At 64.4% G+C, this 16,802-nt stretch carries 17 protein-coding genes; 12 read left to right on the top strand and 5 right to left on the bottom strand.

The window, feature by feature from the left end; all coding sequences use genetic code 11:
* The first annotated feature begins 81 nt into the window (after positions 1-81).
* The 5 genes from R2N03_RS01205 (at position 82) to plsY (ending at position 3,759) form a co-directional block, all read left to right on the top strand.
* Positions 82-1,059, top strand: coding sequence for a tripartite tricarboxylate transporter substrate binding protein BugE (locus R2N03_RS01205; protein ID WP_316654126.1), 978 nt, complete (start codon positions 82-84; stop codon positions 1,057-1,059).
* Between the two features lie 85 nt (positions 1,060-1,144).
* On the top strand, positions 1,145-1,621 hold the full coding sequence (locus R2N03_RS01200) for a methylated-DNA--[protein]-cysteine S-methyltransferase (RefSeq protein WP_316654124.1): 477 nt from the start codon (positions 1,145-1,147) through the stop codon (positions 1,619-1,621).
* On the top strand, positions 1,618-2,553 hold the full coding sequence (xerD, locus tag R2N03_RS01195) for a site-specific tyrosine recombinase XerD (protein ID WP_316654122.1): 936 nt from the start codon (positions 1,618-1,620) through the stop codon (positions 2,551-2,553). Before R2N03_RS01200 ends, xerD begins: the two co-directional genes overlap by 4 nt.
* Before the next feature lie 22 nt (positions 2,554-2,575).
* Positions 2,576-3,067: a Cys-tRNA(Pro) deacylase gene (gene ybaK / locus R2N03_RS01190; RefSeq protein WP_316654120.1), complete on the top strand. Its 492-nt coding sequence runs from the start codon at positions 2,576-2,578 to the stop codon at positions 3,065-3,067.
* 68 nt (positions 3,068-3,135) lie between these two features.
* Complete coding sequence (gene plsY / locus R2N03_RS01185; protein WP_316654118.1) at positions 3,136-3,759, top strand: glycerol-3-phosphate 1-O-acyltransferase PlsY; 624 nt, start codon at positions 3,136-3,138, stop codon at positions 3,757-3,759.
* Here plsY and R2N03_RS01180 read toward each other — a convergent pair.
* On the bottom strand, positions 3,756-4,895 hold the full coding sequence (locus R2N03_RS01180; protein ID WP_316654115.1) for a GlxA family transcriptional regulator: 1,140 nt from the start codon (positions 4,893-4,895) through the stop codon (positions 3,756-3,758). The two genes, plsY and R2N03_RS01180, sit on opposite strands and share 4 nt — an antisense overlap.
* A 43-nt stretch (positions 4,896-4,938) precedes the next feature.
* Between R2N03_RS01180 and R2N03_RS01175 the strand changes: the two genes are divergently transcribed.
* The gene (locus tag R2N03_RS01175) at positions 4,939-7,323 is read left to right on the top strand and encodes an acylase (RefSeq protein ID WP_316654112.1); all 2,385 of its coding nucleotides are present in this window, start codon (positions 4,939-4,941) and stop codon (positions 7,321-7,323) included.
* Positions 7,324-7,388: 65 nt separating this feature from the next.
* On the opposite strand, the gene R2N03_RS01170 is transcribed toward R2N03_RS01175, so the two are convergent.
* On the bottom strand, positions 7,389-7,874 hold the full coding sequence (locus R2N03_RS01170; protein ID WP_316654110.1) for a YajQ family cyclic di-GMP-binding protein: 486 nt from the start codon (positions 7,872-7,874) through the stop codon (positions 7,389-7,391).
* A gap of 103 nt (positions 7,875-7,977) precedes the next feature.
* On the opposite strand from R2N03_RS01170, the gene murB reads away from it, so the two are divergent.
* Positions 7,978-9,006, top strand: a complete 1,029-nt coding sequence (murB, locus tag R2N03_RS01165; protein WP_316654108.1) for a UDP-N-acetylmuramate dehydrogenase — start codon at positions 7,978-7,980, stop codon at positions 9,004-9,006.
* A gap of 6 nt (positions 9,007-9,012) precedes the next feature.
* Here murB and R2N03_RS01160 read toward each other — a convergent pair whose 3' ends face one another.
* Positions 9,013-10,074 carry a patatin-like phospholipase family protein gene (locus tag R2N03_RS01160; RefSeq protein WP_316654107.1) on the bottom strand — a complete coding sequence of 354 codons (1,062 nt, stop codon included), beginning with the start codon at positions 10,072-10,074 and terminating at the stop codon, positions 9,013-9,015.
* Positions 10,075-10,204: 130 nt separating this feature from the next.
* Here R2N03_RS01160 and ppnP point away from each other — a divergent pair, with 130 nt between their 5' ends.
* Together ppnP and argG are read left to right on the top strand one after the other, a co-directional pair.
* Complete coding sequence (gene ppnP, locus R2N03_RS01155; protein ID WP_316654105.1) at positions 10,205-10,522, top strand: pyrimidine/purine nucleoside phosphorylase; 318 nt, start codon at positions 10,205-10,207, stop codon at positions 10,520-10,522.
* Positions 10,523-10,670: 148 nt separating this feature from the next.
* Entirely contained in the window at positions 10,671-12,008 is a 1,338-nt protein-coding gene (argG, locus tag R2N03_RS01150; protein ID WP_024974876.1) for an argininosuccinate synthase, read from the top strand.
* Between the two features lie 76 nt (positions 12,009-12,084).
* Here the strand turns inward: argG and argF are convergent, their stop codons facing one another.
* The gene (gene argF / locus R2N03_RS01145; RefSeq protein WP_316654095.1) at positions 12,085-13,011 is read right to left on the bottom strand and encodes an ornithine carbamoyltransferase; all 927 of its coding nucleotides are present in this window, start codon (positions 13,009-13,011) and stop codon (positions 12,085-12,087) included.
* Between the two features lie 368 nt (positions 13,012-13,379).
* On the opposite strand from argF, the gene R2N03_RS01140 reads away from it, so the two are divergent.
* Positions 13,380-13,703 carry a DUF3579 domain-containing protein gene (locus R2N03_RS01140; protein ID WP_316654091.1) on the top strand — a complete coding sequence of 108 codons (324 nt, stop codon included), beginning with the start codon at positions 13,380-13,382 and terminating at the stop codon, positions 13,701-13,703.
* Positions 13,704-13,838: 135 nt separating this feature from the next.
* On the opposite strand, the gene rpsT is transcribed toward R2N03_RS01140, so the two are convergent.
* On the bottom strand, positions 13,839-14,105 hold the full coding sequence (rpsT, locus tag R2N03_RS01135) for a 30S ribosomal protein S20 (protein WP_316654089.1): 267 nt from the start codon (positions 14,103-14,105) through the stop codon (positions 13,839-13,841).
* Positions 14,106-14,399: 294 nt separating this feature from the next.
* Between rpsT and murJ the strand changes: the two genes are divergently transcribed.
* Both murJ and R2N03_RS01125 read left to right on the top strand, forming a co-directional pair.
* On the top strand, positions 14,400-15,953 hold the full coding sequence (murJ, locus tag R2N03_RS01130) for a murein biosynthesis integral membrane protein MurJ (protein ID WP_316654087.1): 1,554 nt from the start codon (positions 14,400-14,402) through the stop codon (positions 15,951-15,953).
* Complete coding sequence (locus tag R2N03_RS01125; protein WP_316654086.1) at positions 15,953-16,798, top strand: SirB1 family protein; 846 nt, start codon at positions 15,953-15,955, stop codon at positions 16,796-16,798. Before murJ ends, R2N03_RS01125 begins: the two co-directional genes overlap by 1 nt.
* Positions 16,799-16,802: the final 4 nt, after the last annotated feature.

Here is a 16,802-nt window from a genome sequence, read left to right as displayed (position 1 = left end):
GGCACCTCGGTTTCTGCCCGATCCGGCTTGGCCATTGTGTTATTCAGCAGTTTCAACACAAGAGCGCCAAGGAGGATGACGATGAACAAGGCACGCCTGGCTTCCAGCCTGATTGCCACCGTTGCAACGCTGCTGTGCGGCCCGGCACTGGCCGGAAACTACCCTACCAAACCGCTCAGGCTGATCATTCCGTTCCCGCCCGGTGGCACGACCGACATCATCGGGCGCGGCGTGGCTGACCAGCTCGCCAGGGTACTCGGCCAGCCAGTGGTGGTGGAGAACAAGGGCGGGGCCGGCGGCTCGATCGGCGCGGACGCCATCGCCAAGGCCGCGCCAGACGGCTACACGATCGGCATCGCGACCGTGTCCACACATGCCGTCAACCCGGCGTGCAACCCGAAGCTTTCATACGATCCGCTCAAGGATTTCAAACCCATCACCAATCTGGCGATCGTGGCCAACGTGATCGCCGTCAACCCGACTTTCCCGGCCAGGAACTACAAGGAGTTCGTTGCCGCGTTGACCGCCAACCCTGGCAAGTATTCGTTCGCCACATCGGGCACCTGCGGTATCGGCCACATGCTCGGCGAGGCATTCAAGGTGTTGACCAAGACGCAGATGGTGCATGTGCCCTACCGTGGCGCGGGCCCGGCACTCAACGATGTGCTGGCAAACCAGGTGCCGATCATGATCGACAACCTGCCGTCATCCATGCAGTTCATCAAGGGCGGCAAGCTGCGTCCGATCGTGGTGGCGTGGAACCGACGCATCGACAGCCTGCCCGACGTCCCGACCTTTGCCGAGGTCGGGCTGAAGGACGCCAATGACCCGGCCTGGTATGGCCTTGTCGCCCCGGCCGGGACACCGGACGACATCATCCGCAAGTTGAACGAAGCGTCGGTGAAGGCACTGAAGGACCCGGGCCTCGTCGATCGCTTCCGCGGTGCGGGCGCCGAGCCCATCGGCAACACACCGCAGCAATACGCGGCCGAGATCAAGCGTGAATTCGACAAGATGCGCGCACTCGTCAAGCAGCAGCACATCAAGCTGGAGCCGTAACGCCGCCCTCCGGGGGCCTGTGCTAGATTCGCTGGATCGTCGCAGCTTCATCGCGTCCTCCTCGTTTCCAGCGCCGGCTCCCGTCATGTCATCCCCCTTCGATGCCGTTCTCGAAGCGCCCTTCGGCAAGTTGGGCGTGCGCGTGGCCGACGGCGCCGTCCGCGAGCTCGTCTACCTGCCGGAAAGCACGCCCGCCGTCGACTCGGACGACGCACTGATCCGCAGGCTGGCCCATCAGCTCGATGCGTACTACGCCGACCCGGATGCACCGTTCGATGTACCGCTCGCACCCGTCGGCACCGCGTTCCAGCATCGCGTGTGGCGTGCCATCTGCGCCGTGCCGCGCGGCCGCACGACCACCTATGGCGCCATAGCCAAAGCAATCGGCAGCGTGCCCCGCGCCGTGGGCCAGGCATGTGGCGACAACGGGCTGCCGATCGTCATCCCGTGTCACCGCGTGGTCAGCGCGTCGGGCATCGGCGGATTCGCGCACCACGTCGACGGATACCTGCTGAACATCAAGCACTGGCTGCTGCGCCACGAAGGCGTGATGCTGATATGAAACAAGCCGCACCGAAGGCGCCGGACGCGCCTGCCCTCCCGCCGCGCAGCGCGGATGCCATCCAGCGTTTCTGCGATGCGCTGTGGCTGGAAGACGGCCTCGCACGCAACACGCTCGACGCTTACCGGCGCGACCTGACGCTCTATGGGCACTGGCTGGCCGCGCGCGGCAAGTCCATCGCCGAATCCGAAGACGGCGACCTGGCCGACTACTTCGCCGCGCGCCATGCCGAAAGCCGCGCGTCTTCTGCCAACCGGCGTCGCACGGTATTCAAGCGCTTCTTCCAGTGGGCGTTGCGCGAGCACGTGGTGAGCACCGATCCGTCGCGCCTGCTGCCGACGGCCAAGCAGCCGCCGCGCTTTCCGAAGACGTTGTCCGAAACGCAAGTCGAGGCGCTCATCCACGCGCCGGATGTCGACACGCCGCTGGGCCTGCGCGACCGCGCGATGATCGAACTGATGTATGCCAGCGGGCTGCGCGTGTCGGAAATCGTCGCGTTGAAGACGGTGGAGGTCGGCCTGAACGAAGGCGTGGTGCGCGTGATCGGCGGCAAGGGCGGCAAGGACCGGCTGGTGCCTTTCGGCGCCGAGGCCGGCGACTGGCTGCGACGCTACCTTCGCGACAGCCGCACGGCGCTGCTGGGCGCGCGCACGGCCGATGCGCTGTTCGTCACGGCGCGCGGCGAAGGCATGACACGCCAGGCGTTCTGGCACCTGATCAAGCGCTATGCGTTGCGGGCCGATGTGCGCGCCCCGCTCTCGCCGCATACGCTGCGGCACGCGTTTGCCACGCACCTGCTCAACCACGGCGCAGACTTGCGCGTGGTGCAGATGCTGCTCGGCCACGCGGATATTTCCACCACGCAGATCTACACCCACGTCGCGCGCGAGCGGCTGCGCACGCTGCACGCCCAGCATCATCCGCGCGGATAGCGATCGTTCCTCCCTGCCCCGCATGAGCAAGTCCAAGCACGTTTCCGAGACGCCCGCCACGCAGTTCCTGAAGACCCATGGCGTCGCCTTTACCGAACACACCTACGACTATGTCGACAAGGGTGGCACGACCGAATCTTCGCGCCAGCTTGGCGTGGATGAGCACGCCGTCGTCAAGACGCTGGTCATGGAAGACGAGCACGCCAAGCCGCTGATCGTGCTGATGCACGGCGATTGCTCGGTCTCGACCAAGAACCTGGCGCGGCAGACCGGCCGCAAGAGTGTGCAGCCGTGCAAGCCCGAAGTGGCGCAGCGGCACAGCGGCTACCTCGTCGGCGGCACGTCGCCGTTCGGCGTGCGCAAGGCCTTGCCGATCTACGTGGAAGCCTCGGTGCTGGAACTCGAGCGCATCTACATCAACGGCGGGCGCCGGGGTTTTCTGGTCGGCATCGCACCTGGCGTGTTGACGGCCGTGCTCAACGCGCAGCCCGTCAATTGTGCAAACCCCGATTGAAACGGCCGCCACGCTTGGGCACCCTACGCGCACGCTACAATCCCGCAGCCTGATTTTTCAAAGTCGCTATGTCCCCTGTCGTCGCAACCGTCCTTTTCGCCTTGGCCGCCTATCTGATCGGCTCGATCTCGTTTGCCGTGGTCGTCAGCCGCGCGATGGGGCTGGCAGATCCACGCACCTACGGCTCGGGCAACCCCGGCGCCACCAACGTGCTGCGCTCGGGCAACAAGAAGGCGGCCATCCTCACGCTGCTGGGCGACGCAGCCAAGGGCTGGCTGGCGGTGTGGCTCGCCCTACTGCTTTCGCCGCGCTTTGGCGTGGACGAGACCGGCATCGCGCTGGTGGTGATCGCCGTGTTCCTGGGCCACCTGTATCCGGTGTTCCACCGCTTTGCGGGCGGCAAGGGCGTGGCCACGGCGGCGGGCATCCTGCTGGCGTTGAACGTGTGGCTTGGGCTGGCCACGCTGGCCACCTGGATCATCATCGCCGTGTTCTTCCGCTATTCGTCGCTCGCGGCGCTGGTGTCGGCGGTGTTTGCGCCGTTCTTCTACGTGCTGATGAACGGCTTCGACTGGATTGCCGGGGCGGTTGCGCTGATGGCGGTGCTGCTGATCGCGCGGCACCGCGCCAATATCGCCAAGCTGCTGGCCGGCAAGGAAAGCCGCATCGGCGAGAAGAAGAAAGCCGCCTAATTGCGCAGCTCGGCGCGCACCGAATGCGCGCGCCGATGTGCACCCGGCGGCCGGCCCGTGTGCCGCCGGATCAACCGCCGGAAGGCCGACATGTCCTGATAGCCGCACTGCTCGGCAATCGTCGTCAGGCTCAGCGTGCTGACTTCCAGCAGGTGGCACGCGCGCTCCACGCGCAGCCGGTGCAGCAATTGCAGCGGCGACATCCCGACCGTCTTCGTGAAATGCCGCAGCAACGTGCGTTCACTGGTTGACGCAGCGGCAGCGAGTTTCCCCAGATCAAACGGTTCGTGCAGATGCTGCTGCAGGTAGCGCCGCGCACGCAGCACGACGCTGTCGCGCGTAGCCGGTTTGCTACGCAGCCAGATGCCGATTGCCTCTGCGCGTGAAGGATGGTCGAGCGCCGTGTTGGCCAGGGTGCGTGCCAGCCGCGCATCGGAGAGGCGCGCCACCACCCGGTGCAAGAGTGCCACGCCATGCTCCATCGCGCGTGCGGTGATGACGTTGCCGCTGCTGACGATGGCCTGGGTCGGCGCGGCTCTCAGGTGCGGGAAGTTGCCTTGCATCCAGCCGGCAATGAGCCACGTCACGGTCAACCGCTGGCCGCGCGGGAGCACCTCACCCAGCATCGCCACGCCGGTGAAGGAGGATGCCACCAGCCGTCCGGCCTCCAGGTAGCGGCGGATCGTCGCGCGCTCCTGCTCCAACAGGGCCAGGCGCTGCTCCAGCGTGCTGATATGGTCGAAATGCAGCGGCGGAACGATCAGCGCGTCGCCGAGTTCGGCAGGGCTTTCTGGCAACGCATCACAGCGGCAGGCGAGCGTTTCCGCCGCCGCCTGCCACCTCGCAGGATCCCGCGCGACGAGCCGCCAGCCGAATACCGCCGCGTTGGCGGCGTCGGCAGGGTCAGCGCGCTTGCCCACCTGCATGGAAGCCAGCGCATTGGCCACGCCAAGCGTGTCCGCAGCGGTTGCCAGCGAGGAGAAAGCAGCGTCTGTGAAAGTGAGCAAGTCGATGCCGGGCATGCCGCAGTATAGGTATAAACCGGGCCGGACATGGCGGTATTGGCTCCAACTCTGGCGGGAATACCCCTTTTCGTTCAGACCTGTCCGATTGACGATGCGTCGGTGGCTGCGCATGCACGTAGCCGCCCATAACAACATCGAGATCAGGAGACAACGCATGACGCCGAGATTCGCATTGCGCAGCACCTTCGCGCTCGCCGCACTCGCGGCCCTGGCCGGCTGTGCAGGCACCACTGGCGGCAACTGGGCCACACCGTCTGATACGGGCCTGTCGGCCGACATCCGCCGCACCGCCTTCGGCATTCCGCACATCCGCGCCAACGACTACGCCAGCCTGGGTTTTGGGATGGCCTACGCCTATGCACAGGACAATGTCTGCCTGCTGGCCGACCAGGTCGTCACCGTCAACGGCGAGCGTTCGAAGATCTTCGGTGCGGACGGCACCGTGACCGTATCGTTCAAGCCGATTCCCAACACGCAGTCCGACGCCTTCTTCAAAGGCATCTCCGATGAAGCCGGGCTGCGCGCAGGGTATGCGCAGATGTCGCCCGAGGCGCGCGAACTGCTGCGCGGATACATCGCCGGCTACAACCGCTATCTCAAGGACACGCCGCCGGCCAACTATCCGTCTGCCTGCCGCAACGCCAACTGGGTCCGTCCGCTCACGCTGTCCGACATGATGCTCATGGGTGAGGAAAAGGCGATCCAGGCCAGCGCTGGCGCCATGCTGGCCAGCATCGTCGCGGCCCGGCCACCGGGCGGCGCGGCCGTGTCGAGCCTCGCGACCCCGCCGACCGCCGTGGATACCGCCGCGCTCGACCGCGACCTGCAACTGCGCGACATGCCCATCGGCTCCAATGGCTGGGCCTTCGGCAAGTCCGTTACCGACAACGGCCGCGGCGTGCTGCTCGGCAACCCGCACTTTCCGTGGACGGGCACCAACCGCTTCTACCAGGTCCACCTGACCGTGCCGGGCAAGCTCGACGTGATGGGCGCCTCAATCGCGGCCTTCCCGGTGGTCAGCATCGGCTTCAACAAGGACGTGGCATGGACGCACACCGTCTCCACCGGTCGTCGCTTCACGCTGTTCGAGCTGAAACTGGCCGAGGGCGACCCGACCACATACCTGATCGACGGCACCCCCCACAAGATGACCACCCGCACGGTCGCCTTTGACGTGAAGCTGCCCGATGGCCGCATCGAGCGCCGCACCCACACGTTCTACGACACGGTGTACGGCCCCGTGCTGTCGATGCCTGCGGGCGGCATGCCGTGGACCACGCAGAAGGCCTACACGCTGCGCGACGCCAATCGCAACAACACGCGCTCGATCGACACGTGGCTGCACATTGCGCAGGCGAGGGACGTGGCGGGCATCCGCCAGGCGATCGGCAACCTCGGCATCCCCTGGGTCAACACGATCGCCACCGACCGCAACGGCCGCGCGCTGTTTGCGGACGTTTCGACCACGCCTGATGTCTCGGCGGAGATGCTCAGGCGCTGCGCGCCGTCGCCGCTTGCCGACAAGCTCTTCAAGGGCGTCGGGCTGGTACTGCTCGACGGCTCGCGCAGCACGTGCAACTGGCAGGTCGACCCGGCTTCGCCGGTGCCGGGGCTGGTGGCTCCGGCGCACATGCCCGTGCTGGAGCGCGACGACTTTGTCGCCAACAGCAACGACAGCTCGTGGCTGACCAACCCGGCGCAGAAGCTGACTGGCTTCTCGCCGGTCATGGGTGCAACGGAGGTGCCGCAACGCCTGCGCACACGCATCGGCCTCATCGAGATCGGCCGCCGGCTGGCCGGCAGCGACGGCCTGTCCGGCAATCGGATCAACCTGCCGAACCTGCAAGCGATGCTCTTCCGCGATGCCAATCTGGCCGGCCACCTTGTCGGCGACGATCTGCTTGCTGCCTGCAAGCGCTCGCTCAACCTCGATGCGGAGACGCGCGACGGGTGCGCAGCCCTCTCGCTGTGGAACCGCACCAGCGATGCAGACGCCCGCGCCGCGCACCTGTTCCGCGAGTTCTGGATGCGCGCCAAGGACATCCCACACGTCTATGCTGTCGACTTCAACGCCGCTGACCCGATCTACACGCCACGTGGCCTGCGCATGAACGATGCGGCGGTCCGCAGCGCCGTGTTCAAGGCGCTGAAGGATGCGGTCCACGCCGTGCGCGCCGCAGGCTTCGCGCTCGATGCACCGCTTGGCACGGTCCAGGCAGCGCGCGCGCCGGGCGGCCCCATTCCCCTGCATGGCGGCGAGGAATACGAGGGCGTGCTGAACAAGCTGCAGAGCCTGCCGATCGGGCCGAAGGGCTTGGCCGTGTACTACGGCTCCAGCTACATCCAGACTGTCACGTTCGATGATCAGGGCCCGGTGGCAGACGCCATCCTCACATACGGCGAATCGAGCGATCCGGCTTCGCCGCACGCGTTCGATCAGATGCGCATGTTCTCGTCCAAGCACTGGAACCGGCTGCCGTTCTCGGAGGCTGCCATCGCCGCGGACCCGGCATTGAAGGTGACCAGGCTGTCGCAGTAACCCCATCCTCGAATGCAAACGCCCCGCTTGTGCGGGGCGTTTTGCTTGCATGACCGGCTGCGCGATCAGTCGCGGAAGTTGTTGAAATCCAGCGGTGCCTCCGACACGTCCTTGCGGAGCATGGCGATCACGCTTTGCAGGTCATCGCGCTTGGCGCCGGTCACGCGCACGGCGTCGCCCTGGATGCTGGCCTGGACCTTGATCTTGCTGTCCTTGATCTGCTTGACGATCTTCTTGGCCAGATCGCCGGAGACCCCCTTCTTGATCTTGACGACCTGCTTCATCTTGTCGCCGCTGATCTTCTGCTTGTCCTGATAGTCGAGGAAGCGCACGTCGACGTTGCGCTTGGCAAGCTTGTTCACCAGCACGTCGTTGACCTGACTGATCTTGAAATCGTCATCGGCGAACAGGGTCAGCTCCTGCTCCTTCTGCTCGACGCGGGCGTCGGAGCCCTTGAAGTCGAAACGCGTCGAAATTTCCTTGTTGGCCTGGTCCACGGCGTTCTTCAGTTCCACCATGTTGGCTTCGCATACCACGTCAAACGACGGCATCGTGTTCTCCTTGCAGACTTGTTCGGTTCCTGCGGCGGCAGCCAGCGGGCGCCATCCTCGCCACGGCTCTTATAATTCAGGCTTTTCCAGCCTCACCTGCGCCATGGCGTCGCTCGACACGCATTATCCCCTAGGCCGGCACAACACGTTCCGTTTCGAGGCCGCAGCCCGCTACGCCACACATGTGCGCACGCCCGAAGACATCCCGGCCGCGCTGGACGATCCGCGTGTGCGCGGTCTGCCGGTGCTGGTGCTGGGTGGGGGCAGCAACGTCGTGCTCACGCGCGACTTCGACGGCCTCGTCCTGCTGATGGAGATCCCCGGCGTCACCGTCGCCCAGGCAACGGTTGATGGCCGCGCCGTGAATCTCGTGACTGCGGGCGGGGGCGAATCCTGGCATGGGCTGGTGTCGCAGACTGTCGCCCAAGGTTTGCCTGGGCTCGAAAACCTCGCGCTGATTCCCGGTACGGTAGGCGCCGCGCCCATCCAGAACATCGGCGCGTACGGCATCGAGATCAAAGACCGCTTCCACTCGCTGCGCGCCTACGATCGGCACGCGGGCGAGTTCGTCGCGCTCCGCGCAGCCGACTGCGCCTTCGGCTACCGCGACAGCATCTTCAAGCGCGCCGGCGCAGACCGCTACATCATCACCGAGGTGACGTTCGCCCTGCCGGCCGACTGGCAGCCCGAGACGCACTACGCCGAACTGGCGCGCGAGCTCACCGCGCAGCACATCGCCAAGCCGACGGCACAGGACATCTTCGATGCGGTGGTGACGATCCGCCGCCGCAAGCTGCCCGACCCGGCGGACATCGGCAACGCCGGCAGCTTCTTCAAGAACCCGATCGTCGATGCGGCCACCCGCGAGGCGCTGGCCGGGCGCTTCCCGAACCTGGTGGGCTACGCGCAGCCGGACGGCACTTACAAGCTGGCTGCGGGCTGGCTGATCGACCAGTGTGGTTTCAAGGGCCGGCAGAGCGGCGCGGTCGGCGTGTATGAGAAGCAGGCGCTGGTGCTCGTGAACCGTGGTGGGGGCAGCGCCGTGGAGTTGATGACGCTGGCACGCGAAATCCAGGACAGCGTCTATGCGCGCTTTGGCGTGCGCATCGAACCCGAGCCCGTCGTCATCTGATCGCGTTCAGATTTCCTGCCCGCGCAGGTATTCGTTCTGGATATCGACGGTGCCCCGCTTGCCGACATCGTCGAAATGCTGGCGCAGCCACGCCTTCCCTTCATGTCGGCCGCGCTCCTTGAGCATGGTCAGGAAGCTCCAGTCCGTCACCAGCTTGGTCGATGACGACAGATCGCCCAGCGGCTTGTCCGCACGGATGGCGTGCAGGTAGATGTACTTTAGGCGGTCGCGATACTCCGGCCTGAGCCAGTCTTCGGCAATCAGCTTCTGCACGAACGCGATCGCGCGCATCTCGCGCAGTAACGAGGCATTGAACGTGATCTCGTTGAGCCGCTCCATCACCTCGTGCGGCTGGTCGGGCACCTCCTTGCGCACGATCGGATTCACGTGGACAAGCAGGATGTCCTGCGTCTTCGTCTCATAGAAGAACGGGAACAGCACAGGGTTGCCCATGTAGCCGCCGTCCCAGTAATGCCGATGTCCGATTTCGATGGCGGGGTACAGATAAGGCAAGCAGGCCGAAGCCAGCACGGTTTCGGCGTCGATTTCCGGCGTGTTGAATACGCGCACATTGCCGGTATTGACGTCGGTGGCCGCCAGAAAGAGCTTGGTGCCGGCGCAGGCGCGCAGGCGCTCGAAATCGACCTGGCTGACCAGCAGATCGCGCAGCGGGTTGTAATGTGCGCCCTGTGCTGTGGCGCTCATCCAGTTGTCCCACAAGCGCATCCAGTCGGTGACGGGCCAACTGTCGGGAAACAGCGGCTTGCCCGAGAACAGCGCCCTGGCGCTCTCGCCCATGGCCGAGAGCGGCGATCCGGCCGTCGAGACCGCGAGCCAGAACGCGTGCAGCTTTTCGCGCGCCCGCTCTCTGCCGCCCGAGGATCCACCTTCCAGCAGGCCGTCGAGCATCACGACGGCGTTCATCGACCCCGCACTCGTGCCGGTGATGCCCTCGAACGACAATCGGCCGTCTTCCAGCAGGGCATCGAGCACACCCCAGGTGAATGCCCCGTGCGCGCCGCCGCCCTGCAGCGCGAGGTTGATGTGTTTGCCGTGCGGCTTCTGCATGGTTCCCCCTTGGGAGCGTGCGCCGTGGGGGCGCGCTTCGAATCACCCAAGGATACCGGTAGATCATGGCGTATATGGCCTAAAATGGCAGGTTTGATCCTCGACCACGCCTTTTTCCGCGTTCCCTTTCATGACCACCGAAACCATCGACGGCGTCAGCCTCACCACCAAGGCCAATGTGTACTTTGACGGAAAGTGCGTCAGCCACAGCTTTACCCTGCCCGACGGCACCAGGAAGTCCGTGGGCGTGGTGCTGCCGGCCACGCTGACCTTCGGCACGGCCGCCGCCGAAATCATGGAATGCGTGGGCGGTTCGTGCGAATACAAGCTCGACGGCAGCGACGAGTGGAAGACGTCCGCCGCCGGCGAAAGCTTTCAGGTTCCGGCCAACTCGAAGTTCGACATTCGGGTGACCGAGGCCTACCACTACATCTGCCACTACGCCTGAACCTGTCCACGATCCTACTGCGCGGCTCGATCTTGACCTTGTGATGCTCGCCGTACCCATGTACGGCTGCGCTTCTCAGGCCAACCTCGAACCGCTCGCTACGGATTCTGAACAGGTTCAAAGAACTGAAAGACTGAAGAGACACACCATGGAAACCATCCTGCAACACGTTCCCGTCGGCCAGAAGGTCGGCATTGCCTTCTCGGGCGGTCTCGATACCAGCGCGGCGCTGCGCTGGATGAAGAACAAGGGCGCGCTGCCCTACGCCTATACCGCCAACCTGGGCCAGCCCGACGAGGAAGACTACGATGCCATCCCGCGCAAGGCCATGGAGTACGGTGCAGAGAAGGCCCGCCTGATCGAGTGCCGCCCGCAACTGGCCAATGAAGGGATTGCCGCCATCCAGGCCGGCGCCTTCCACATCAGCACCGGCGGCATCACGTATTTCAACACCACGCCGCTGGGCCGCGCCGTGACCGGCACCATGCTGGTCGCCGCGATGAAGGAAGACGACGTCAACATCTGGGGCGACGGCTCGACCTTCAAGGGCAACGACATCGAGCGCTTCTACCGCTACGGCCTGCTGACCAACCCGGCCCTGAAGATCTACAAGCCGTGGCTGGACCAGGCCTTCATCGATGAGCTGGGCGGCCGCGCCGAAATGTCGGCCTTCATGACGAAGGAAGGTTTCGGCTACAAGATGAGCGCCGAAAAGGCGTACTCGACGGACAGCAACATGCTGGGCGCCACGCACGAGGCCAAGGATCTGGAGCACCTGAACAGCGGCATCCGCATCGTCAACCCGATCATGGGCGTGGCATTCTGGAAGCCCGAAGTCGAGGTCAAGGCGGAAGAAGTGTCGGTCACCTTCGACGAAGGCCGTCCGGTCGCCGTCAACGGCCGCGAAATCGCCGACCCGGTGGAGATGTTCCTGGAGCTGAATCGCATCGGCGGCCGCCACGGCCTGGGCATGAGCGACCAGATCGAAAACCGCATCATCGAAGCCAAGAGCCGCGGCATCTACGAAGCCCCGGGCATGGCGCTGCTACACATCGCCTACGAACGCCTGGTGACCGGCATCCACAACGAAGACACCATCGAGCAATACCGCATCAACGGCCTGCGCCTGGGCCGTCTGCTGTACCAGGGCCGCTGGTTCGATCCGCAAGCGATCATGCTGCGCGAAACCGCCCAGCGCTGGGTAGCCCGCGCCGTGACCGGCACCGTGACGCTGGAGCTGCGCCGCGGCAACGACTACTCGATCCTGAACACCGAATCTCCGAACCTGACCTACGCACCTGAGCGCCTGTCGATGGAGAAGGTCGAAGACGCACCGTTCAGCCCCGCCGACCGCATCGGCCAACTGACCATGCGCAACCTGGACCTGATGGACACGCGCGACAAGCTGTCGATCTACTCGAAGGCTGGCCTGCTGTCGCTGGGTACCGCCAATGCACTGCCTCAGCTCGACGGCGGCAAGAAGTAACTACCTGCCGCGTCAAAGCAAAAAGGCCGCTCCGACGCAATCGGAGCGGCCTTTTTCTATGGCGTCAGACTCGGGCTCAGTAGCGCCCGCAGAGCAGGTATTCCATCAGCGCCTTCTGCACGTGCAGGCGGTTTTCCGCCTCGTCCCACACCACGCTCTGCTTGCCATCGATGACGGCTGCCTCGACCTCCTCGCCGCGGTGCGCGGGCAGGCAGTGCATGAACAGCGCATCGGGTTGCGCGCGCTGCATCATCGCCTCGGTGACCATCCAGTCGCCGAAGGCTTTCTTGCGCGCTTCGTTCTCGGCTTCGTAGCCCATGCTGGTCCACACGTCTGTGGTCACTAGGTGGGCGCCTTCACAGGCCTGCAGCGGGCTTTCGAACACGTGCACGAACGGACGGCTGGAATCGGCCACCATGGCCGGATCGAGCTGGTAGCCCTTTGGTGCAGAAAAATGGAAGCGGAAGCCGAGAATCTCAGCCGCCTGGATCCACGTGTAGGCCATATTGTTGGCATCGCCCACCCACGTGACGGTCTTGCCCTTGATGGGGCCCCGCTGCTCGATGAAGGTGAAAATGTCGGCCAACACCTGGCACGGGTGATATTCGTTGGTCAGCCCGTTGATGACCGGTACGCGAGAATGCGCGGCAAACCGTTCGATGATCTCCTGCCCGAAGGTGCGGATCATGATGATGTCGGTCATGCGGGAGATGACCTGCGCCGCGTCTTCGATTGGCTCACCGCGCCCCAGTTGGGAATCGCGCGTGTTCAGGAAGACCGCGTGGCCGCCGAGCTGGTGAATGCCGGCTTCGAACGACAGGCGCGTACGCGTGGAATTCTTCTCGAAGATCATGGCCAGCGTGCGGTCGTGCAGCGGGTGCCACGTCTCGTAGTTCTTGAACTTGGCCTTGAGGATCGCGGAACGGTCCAGCAGGTATTCGTACTCTTCCAGCGAAAAGTCCTTGAACTGCAGGTAGTGCTTGATCGAGCTTGGTGGGTTCATAAAACAACGAAGGCGGCCTGCAGATGACGCGCCGGAAACTCTCGTGGCACGCCGCCCTAGCCGCCCTGTCTGGTGAAGATTCAAATCATCATACGGGATCGCCGCTGGTTTGGCGAGCCTCGCCCGGCACAGCCCGGCCTGCCACAAAGGCACCGGTGAAAGGCCGATGAAAGTCTTATATAAGATATAATACTGGCTGCCTCGGATGCCTCGACGACCCACGAACCGACGCGACAAGTTGGTCCAGCAGGTTAGCGAGTCCACAACCGGGCAAGCGCATCATCCGCACCACAAGTGCACCCCGTTCGAACGTTGCGGCACCCGCGCGGTCGAAGTCGTTTGAAAATCTCCACAGCCCCACGCAGTCCATGGCAGCCAACCCTCGCCAATTCTTCATTCAGGGCGTCACCCGCGACGGAAAGACCTTCCGCCCGAGCGACTGGGCCGATCGGCTGTGCGGCGTGATGGCGCAGTTCCGACCCGCCGGTGATACCGGAGACCCCCGTTTTACGTACTCGCCTTATGTGCGCCCCGTCATGTCGGGCGGCGTCAAAAGCGTCTTCGTCGACGAGCGTCTGCGCGAGATTGAACCCAAGGCACTGGATTTCGTGCTGAACTTCGCGCACGATAACAATCTGCAACTGGTTGAAGCCTGCATCCTGCCGGAAACCGGCGCACCGGCGAAAAGCTGACCCCCGCCGCCAGGCAGTCACGCCGCCGACTGCGCGTACACAAAACAAAAAAGCCTGTCCGAAGACAGGCTTTTTTGTTGTCGGTGCATGGCATTGACTGCCACACCATGCCGGCCAGGCCGGCATCACCGGAGCTCAGGCACCCATTGCCTTGATGGCAGCGGACAGACGCGACTTGGCGCGTGCAGCCTTGTTCTTGTGAACGATCTTCTTGTCAGCGATGCTGTCGATCGTGCTCTGAGCGGTCTTGAATGCAGCGGCGGCTGCGGCCTTGTCGCCACCAGCCACGGCCTTGCGGACGGTCTTGATCGCGGTGCGCAGACGCGAGCGCAGTGCCGAGTTGTGGGCGTTCAGTACGACGGCCTGGCGTGCGCGCTTGCGTGCTTGTGCGGTGTTTGCCATGGAAAATATCCTGAAGAAAACTGTTGCAAGCGCCCCGGGAGACACGGAAGGCCGAAGCGCGCGAATGCGTGGGAAACGACAATTATACGCAGATTCTCTTGGCGGATGCAAACCGTGTTGCGAAATCGTCTGCGTGACGCCGCATTGCGGCTTTGGCTGCACTTTAGGCAGGCGGCAAGCCGATCCCTATAATACGGCCCCAATTGCGCCGGCCCGCGCGAACCCCGCAGGGCGCCACCGGTCAGAACGCCATCGCCGCAAAGCCCAACGGCGGCGCACAACCTCGCATCCATTTTGAACCTCCTCAGAACCCTTGCCACGATCAGCGGCCTGACGATGCTCTCGCGCATCACCGGGCTGATCCGCGAAACGCTGATCGCCCGCGCGTTCGGCGCTTCGGTCTACACCGACGCCTTCAACGTCGCCTTCCGCATCCCCAACCTGCTGCGTCGGCTGTCGGCCGAGGGCGCGTTCTCGCAGGCGTTCGTGCCCATCCTGGGCGAGTTCAAGAACCGACAGGGCGAGCACGAAACGCGCGCCCTGGTCGACTCGGTGGCCACCGTGATGACGTGGTTCCTGGTGATCATCTCGGCGCTGGGTGTGATTGGCGCACCGCTGATCGTCACTGCCGTTGCCACCGGCTTCAAGACGCACGAGCAGCAGGCTTACGTCTCGGCGGTCTTCATGACGCGTGTGATGTTTCCGTATATCGGGCTGGTGTCACTGGTGGCGTTGGCTTCGGGCATCCTGAATACGTGGCGCGAGTTCGCTGTGCCCGCCTTCACGCCGGTCCTGCTGAACCTCTCGTTCATCGTGGCGGCACTGTTCGTGGCGCCATTCCTGGAAACACCGATCTATGCGCAGGCCTATGCGGTGATGGTGGGCGGCATTCTGCAGCTGGCGATCCAGGTTCCGTCCCTACGGCGCGTCGGGATGCTACCGCGCGTGTCGTTCAACGTGCGCGCGGCGTGGCACCACCCGGGCGTGCGGCGCGTGCTCAAGCAGATGCTGCCAGCCACGCTCTCGGTATCGGTAGCCCAGATCAGCTTGATCATCAATACGAACATCGCCTCGCGCCTGCCGACGGGCAGCGTGTCGTGGCTGAACTATGCGGACCGGCTGATGGAATTCCCGACCGCACTGCTGGGCGTGGCGCTCGGGACGATCCTCCTGCCGAGCCTGTCAAAGGCGAGTGCGGACGATAATCGCGAAGAGTATTCCTCGCTCCTGGATTGGGGCTTGCGGCTCACGGTGCTGCTGGCGGTACCGTCGGCGGTGGGGTTGTTCGTGTTTGGCGCGCCGCTCACGGCCACGCTGTTCCACTACGGAAAGTTCACGGGTATTGACGTCGAGATGACGCGCCAGGCACTGGTTTCGTATGGCGTGGGGCTGCTCGGGTTAATCGTCATCAAGATCCTGGCACCGGGCTTCTATGCACGGCAGGACATTCGCACACCGGTGAAGATCGCGCTGGTGGTGCTGGTCGCGACGCAGCTCTCCAACTACTTCTTCGTGCCCGTGTTCGGACACGCCGGACTGGCGCTGTCCATCAGCTTCGGCGCGACAATCAATGCGGCACTGCTGTTCTTCGGCTTGCGCCGCCGCGGCTACTACCATCCACTGCCGGGCTGGGGGTTGTTCGTTGCCCAGGTCATCTCGGCCGTGCTGCTGCTGGCTGGCGTGCTGCTGTGGTTTGCGCATAACTTCGACTGGGTGGCGCTGGGGACCAGGCCACTGGTGCGCATCGCGCTGCTGGGCGCCTGCCTGGTCCTGTGTGCGGTGGTCTATTTCGGTACACTGTGGATGACTGGGTTGAAGTTCTCCACGTTCCGAAAGAAGGCCATCTGATGACCACCAAAGTCCTCGATTACTTTTCGGCCCTCGTCGCGGACGACGACAGCATTCCCCTCACCGAGACTGCGCTGTCCATCGCGCAGGACGCATACCCGGACCTCGACCTGCAAGCAGAGCTGGCCGCCATCGACGTCCTGGTGGCACGGATCAAGAACCGCATCGCAGAAGGCACGCCGGCCATCCAGCGCTTGCGCCTGCTCAACCAGTTCTTCTATCGGGAACTGGGCTTCGGGCCCAATGCCAACGATTACTACGACCCCGAGAATTCCTATCTGAACGCCGTGCTGCAAAGCCGGCGCGGGATTCCGATCTCGCTGGCGGTGCTCCTGATGGAAATCGGCCAGCAGATCGGGCTGCCGCTCAAGGGCGTGTCGTTTCCGAACCACTTCCTGGTGCGCATGAGCATCCCGGCAGGCGAGGTCGTGCTGGATCCGCTGACCGGACAGACGCTGTCGAAGGAAGAACTGCAGGACATGCTCGACCCTTACCTGGAAAGGGAAGGCATCGAAGACCCGAACACCGTGCCGCTCGGGGTGTTCCTGCAGGTGGCCACGCACCGGGAGATCATCGCGCGCATGCTGCGCAACCTGAAGGCGATCTACCTGCAGGAGTCACGCTGGCAGCGCCTGCTGGCGGTGCAGCAGCGACTGGTGATCCTGCTGCCGGATTCGATCGAGGAAGTGCGCGACCGGGGGTTGGCCTACGCCAACCTCGAATGCTTCCGCCCGGCCCTGGCGGACCTGGAAGCCTATGTAGACGCACGACCCGACGCAGCCGACACACCCAAGCTCAAGGAGCGCATGCCGACGCTGCGCGCCATGAGCAAGAACCTGAACTGAGACG

This window comes from Ralstonia condita (assembly GCF_958405655.1).
GTDB lineage: Bacteria > Pseudomonadota > Gammaproteobacteria > Burkholderiales > Burkholderiaceae > Ralstonia > Ralstonia condita.
This window is presented reverse-complemented; position numbering and strand designations above follow the sequence as displayed.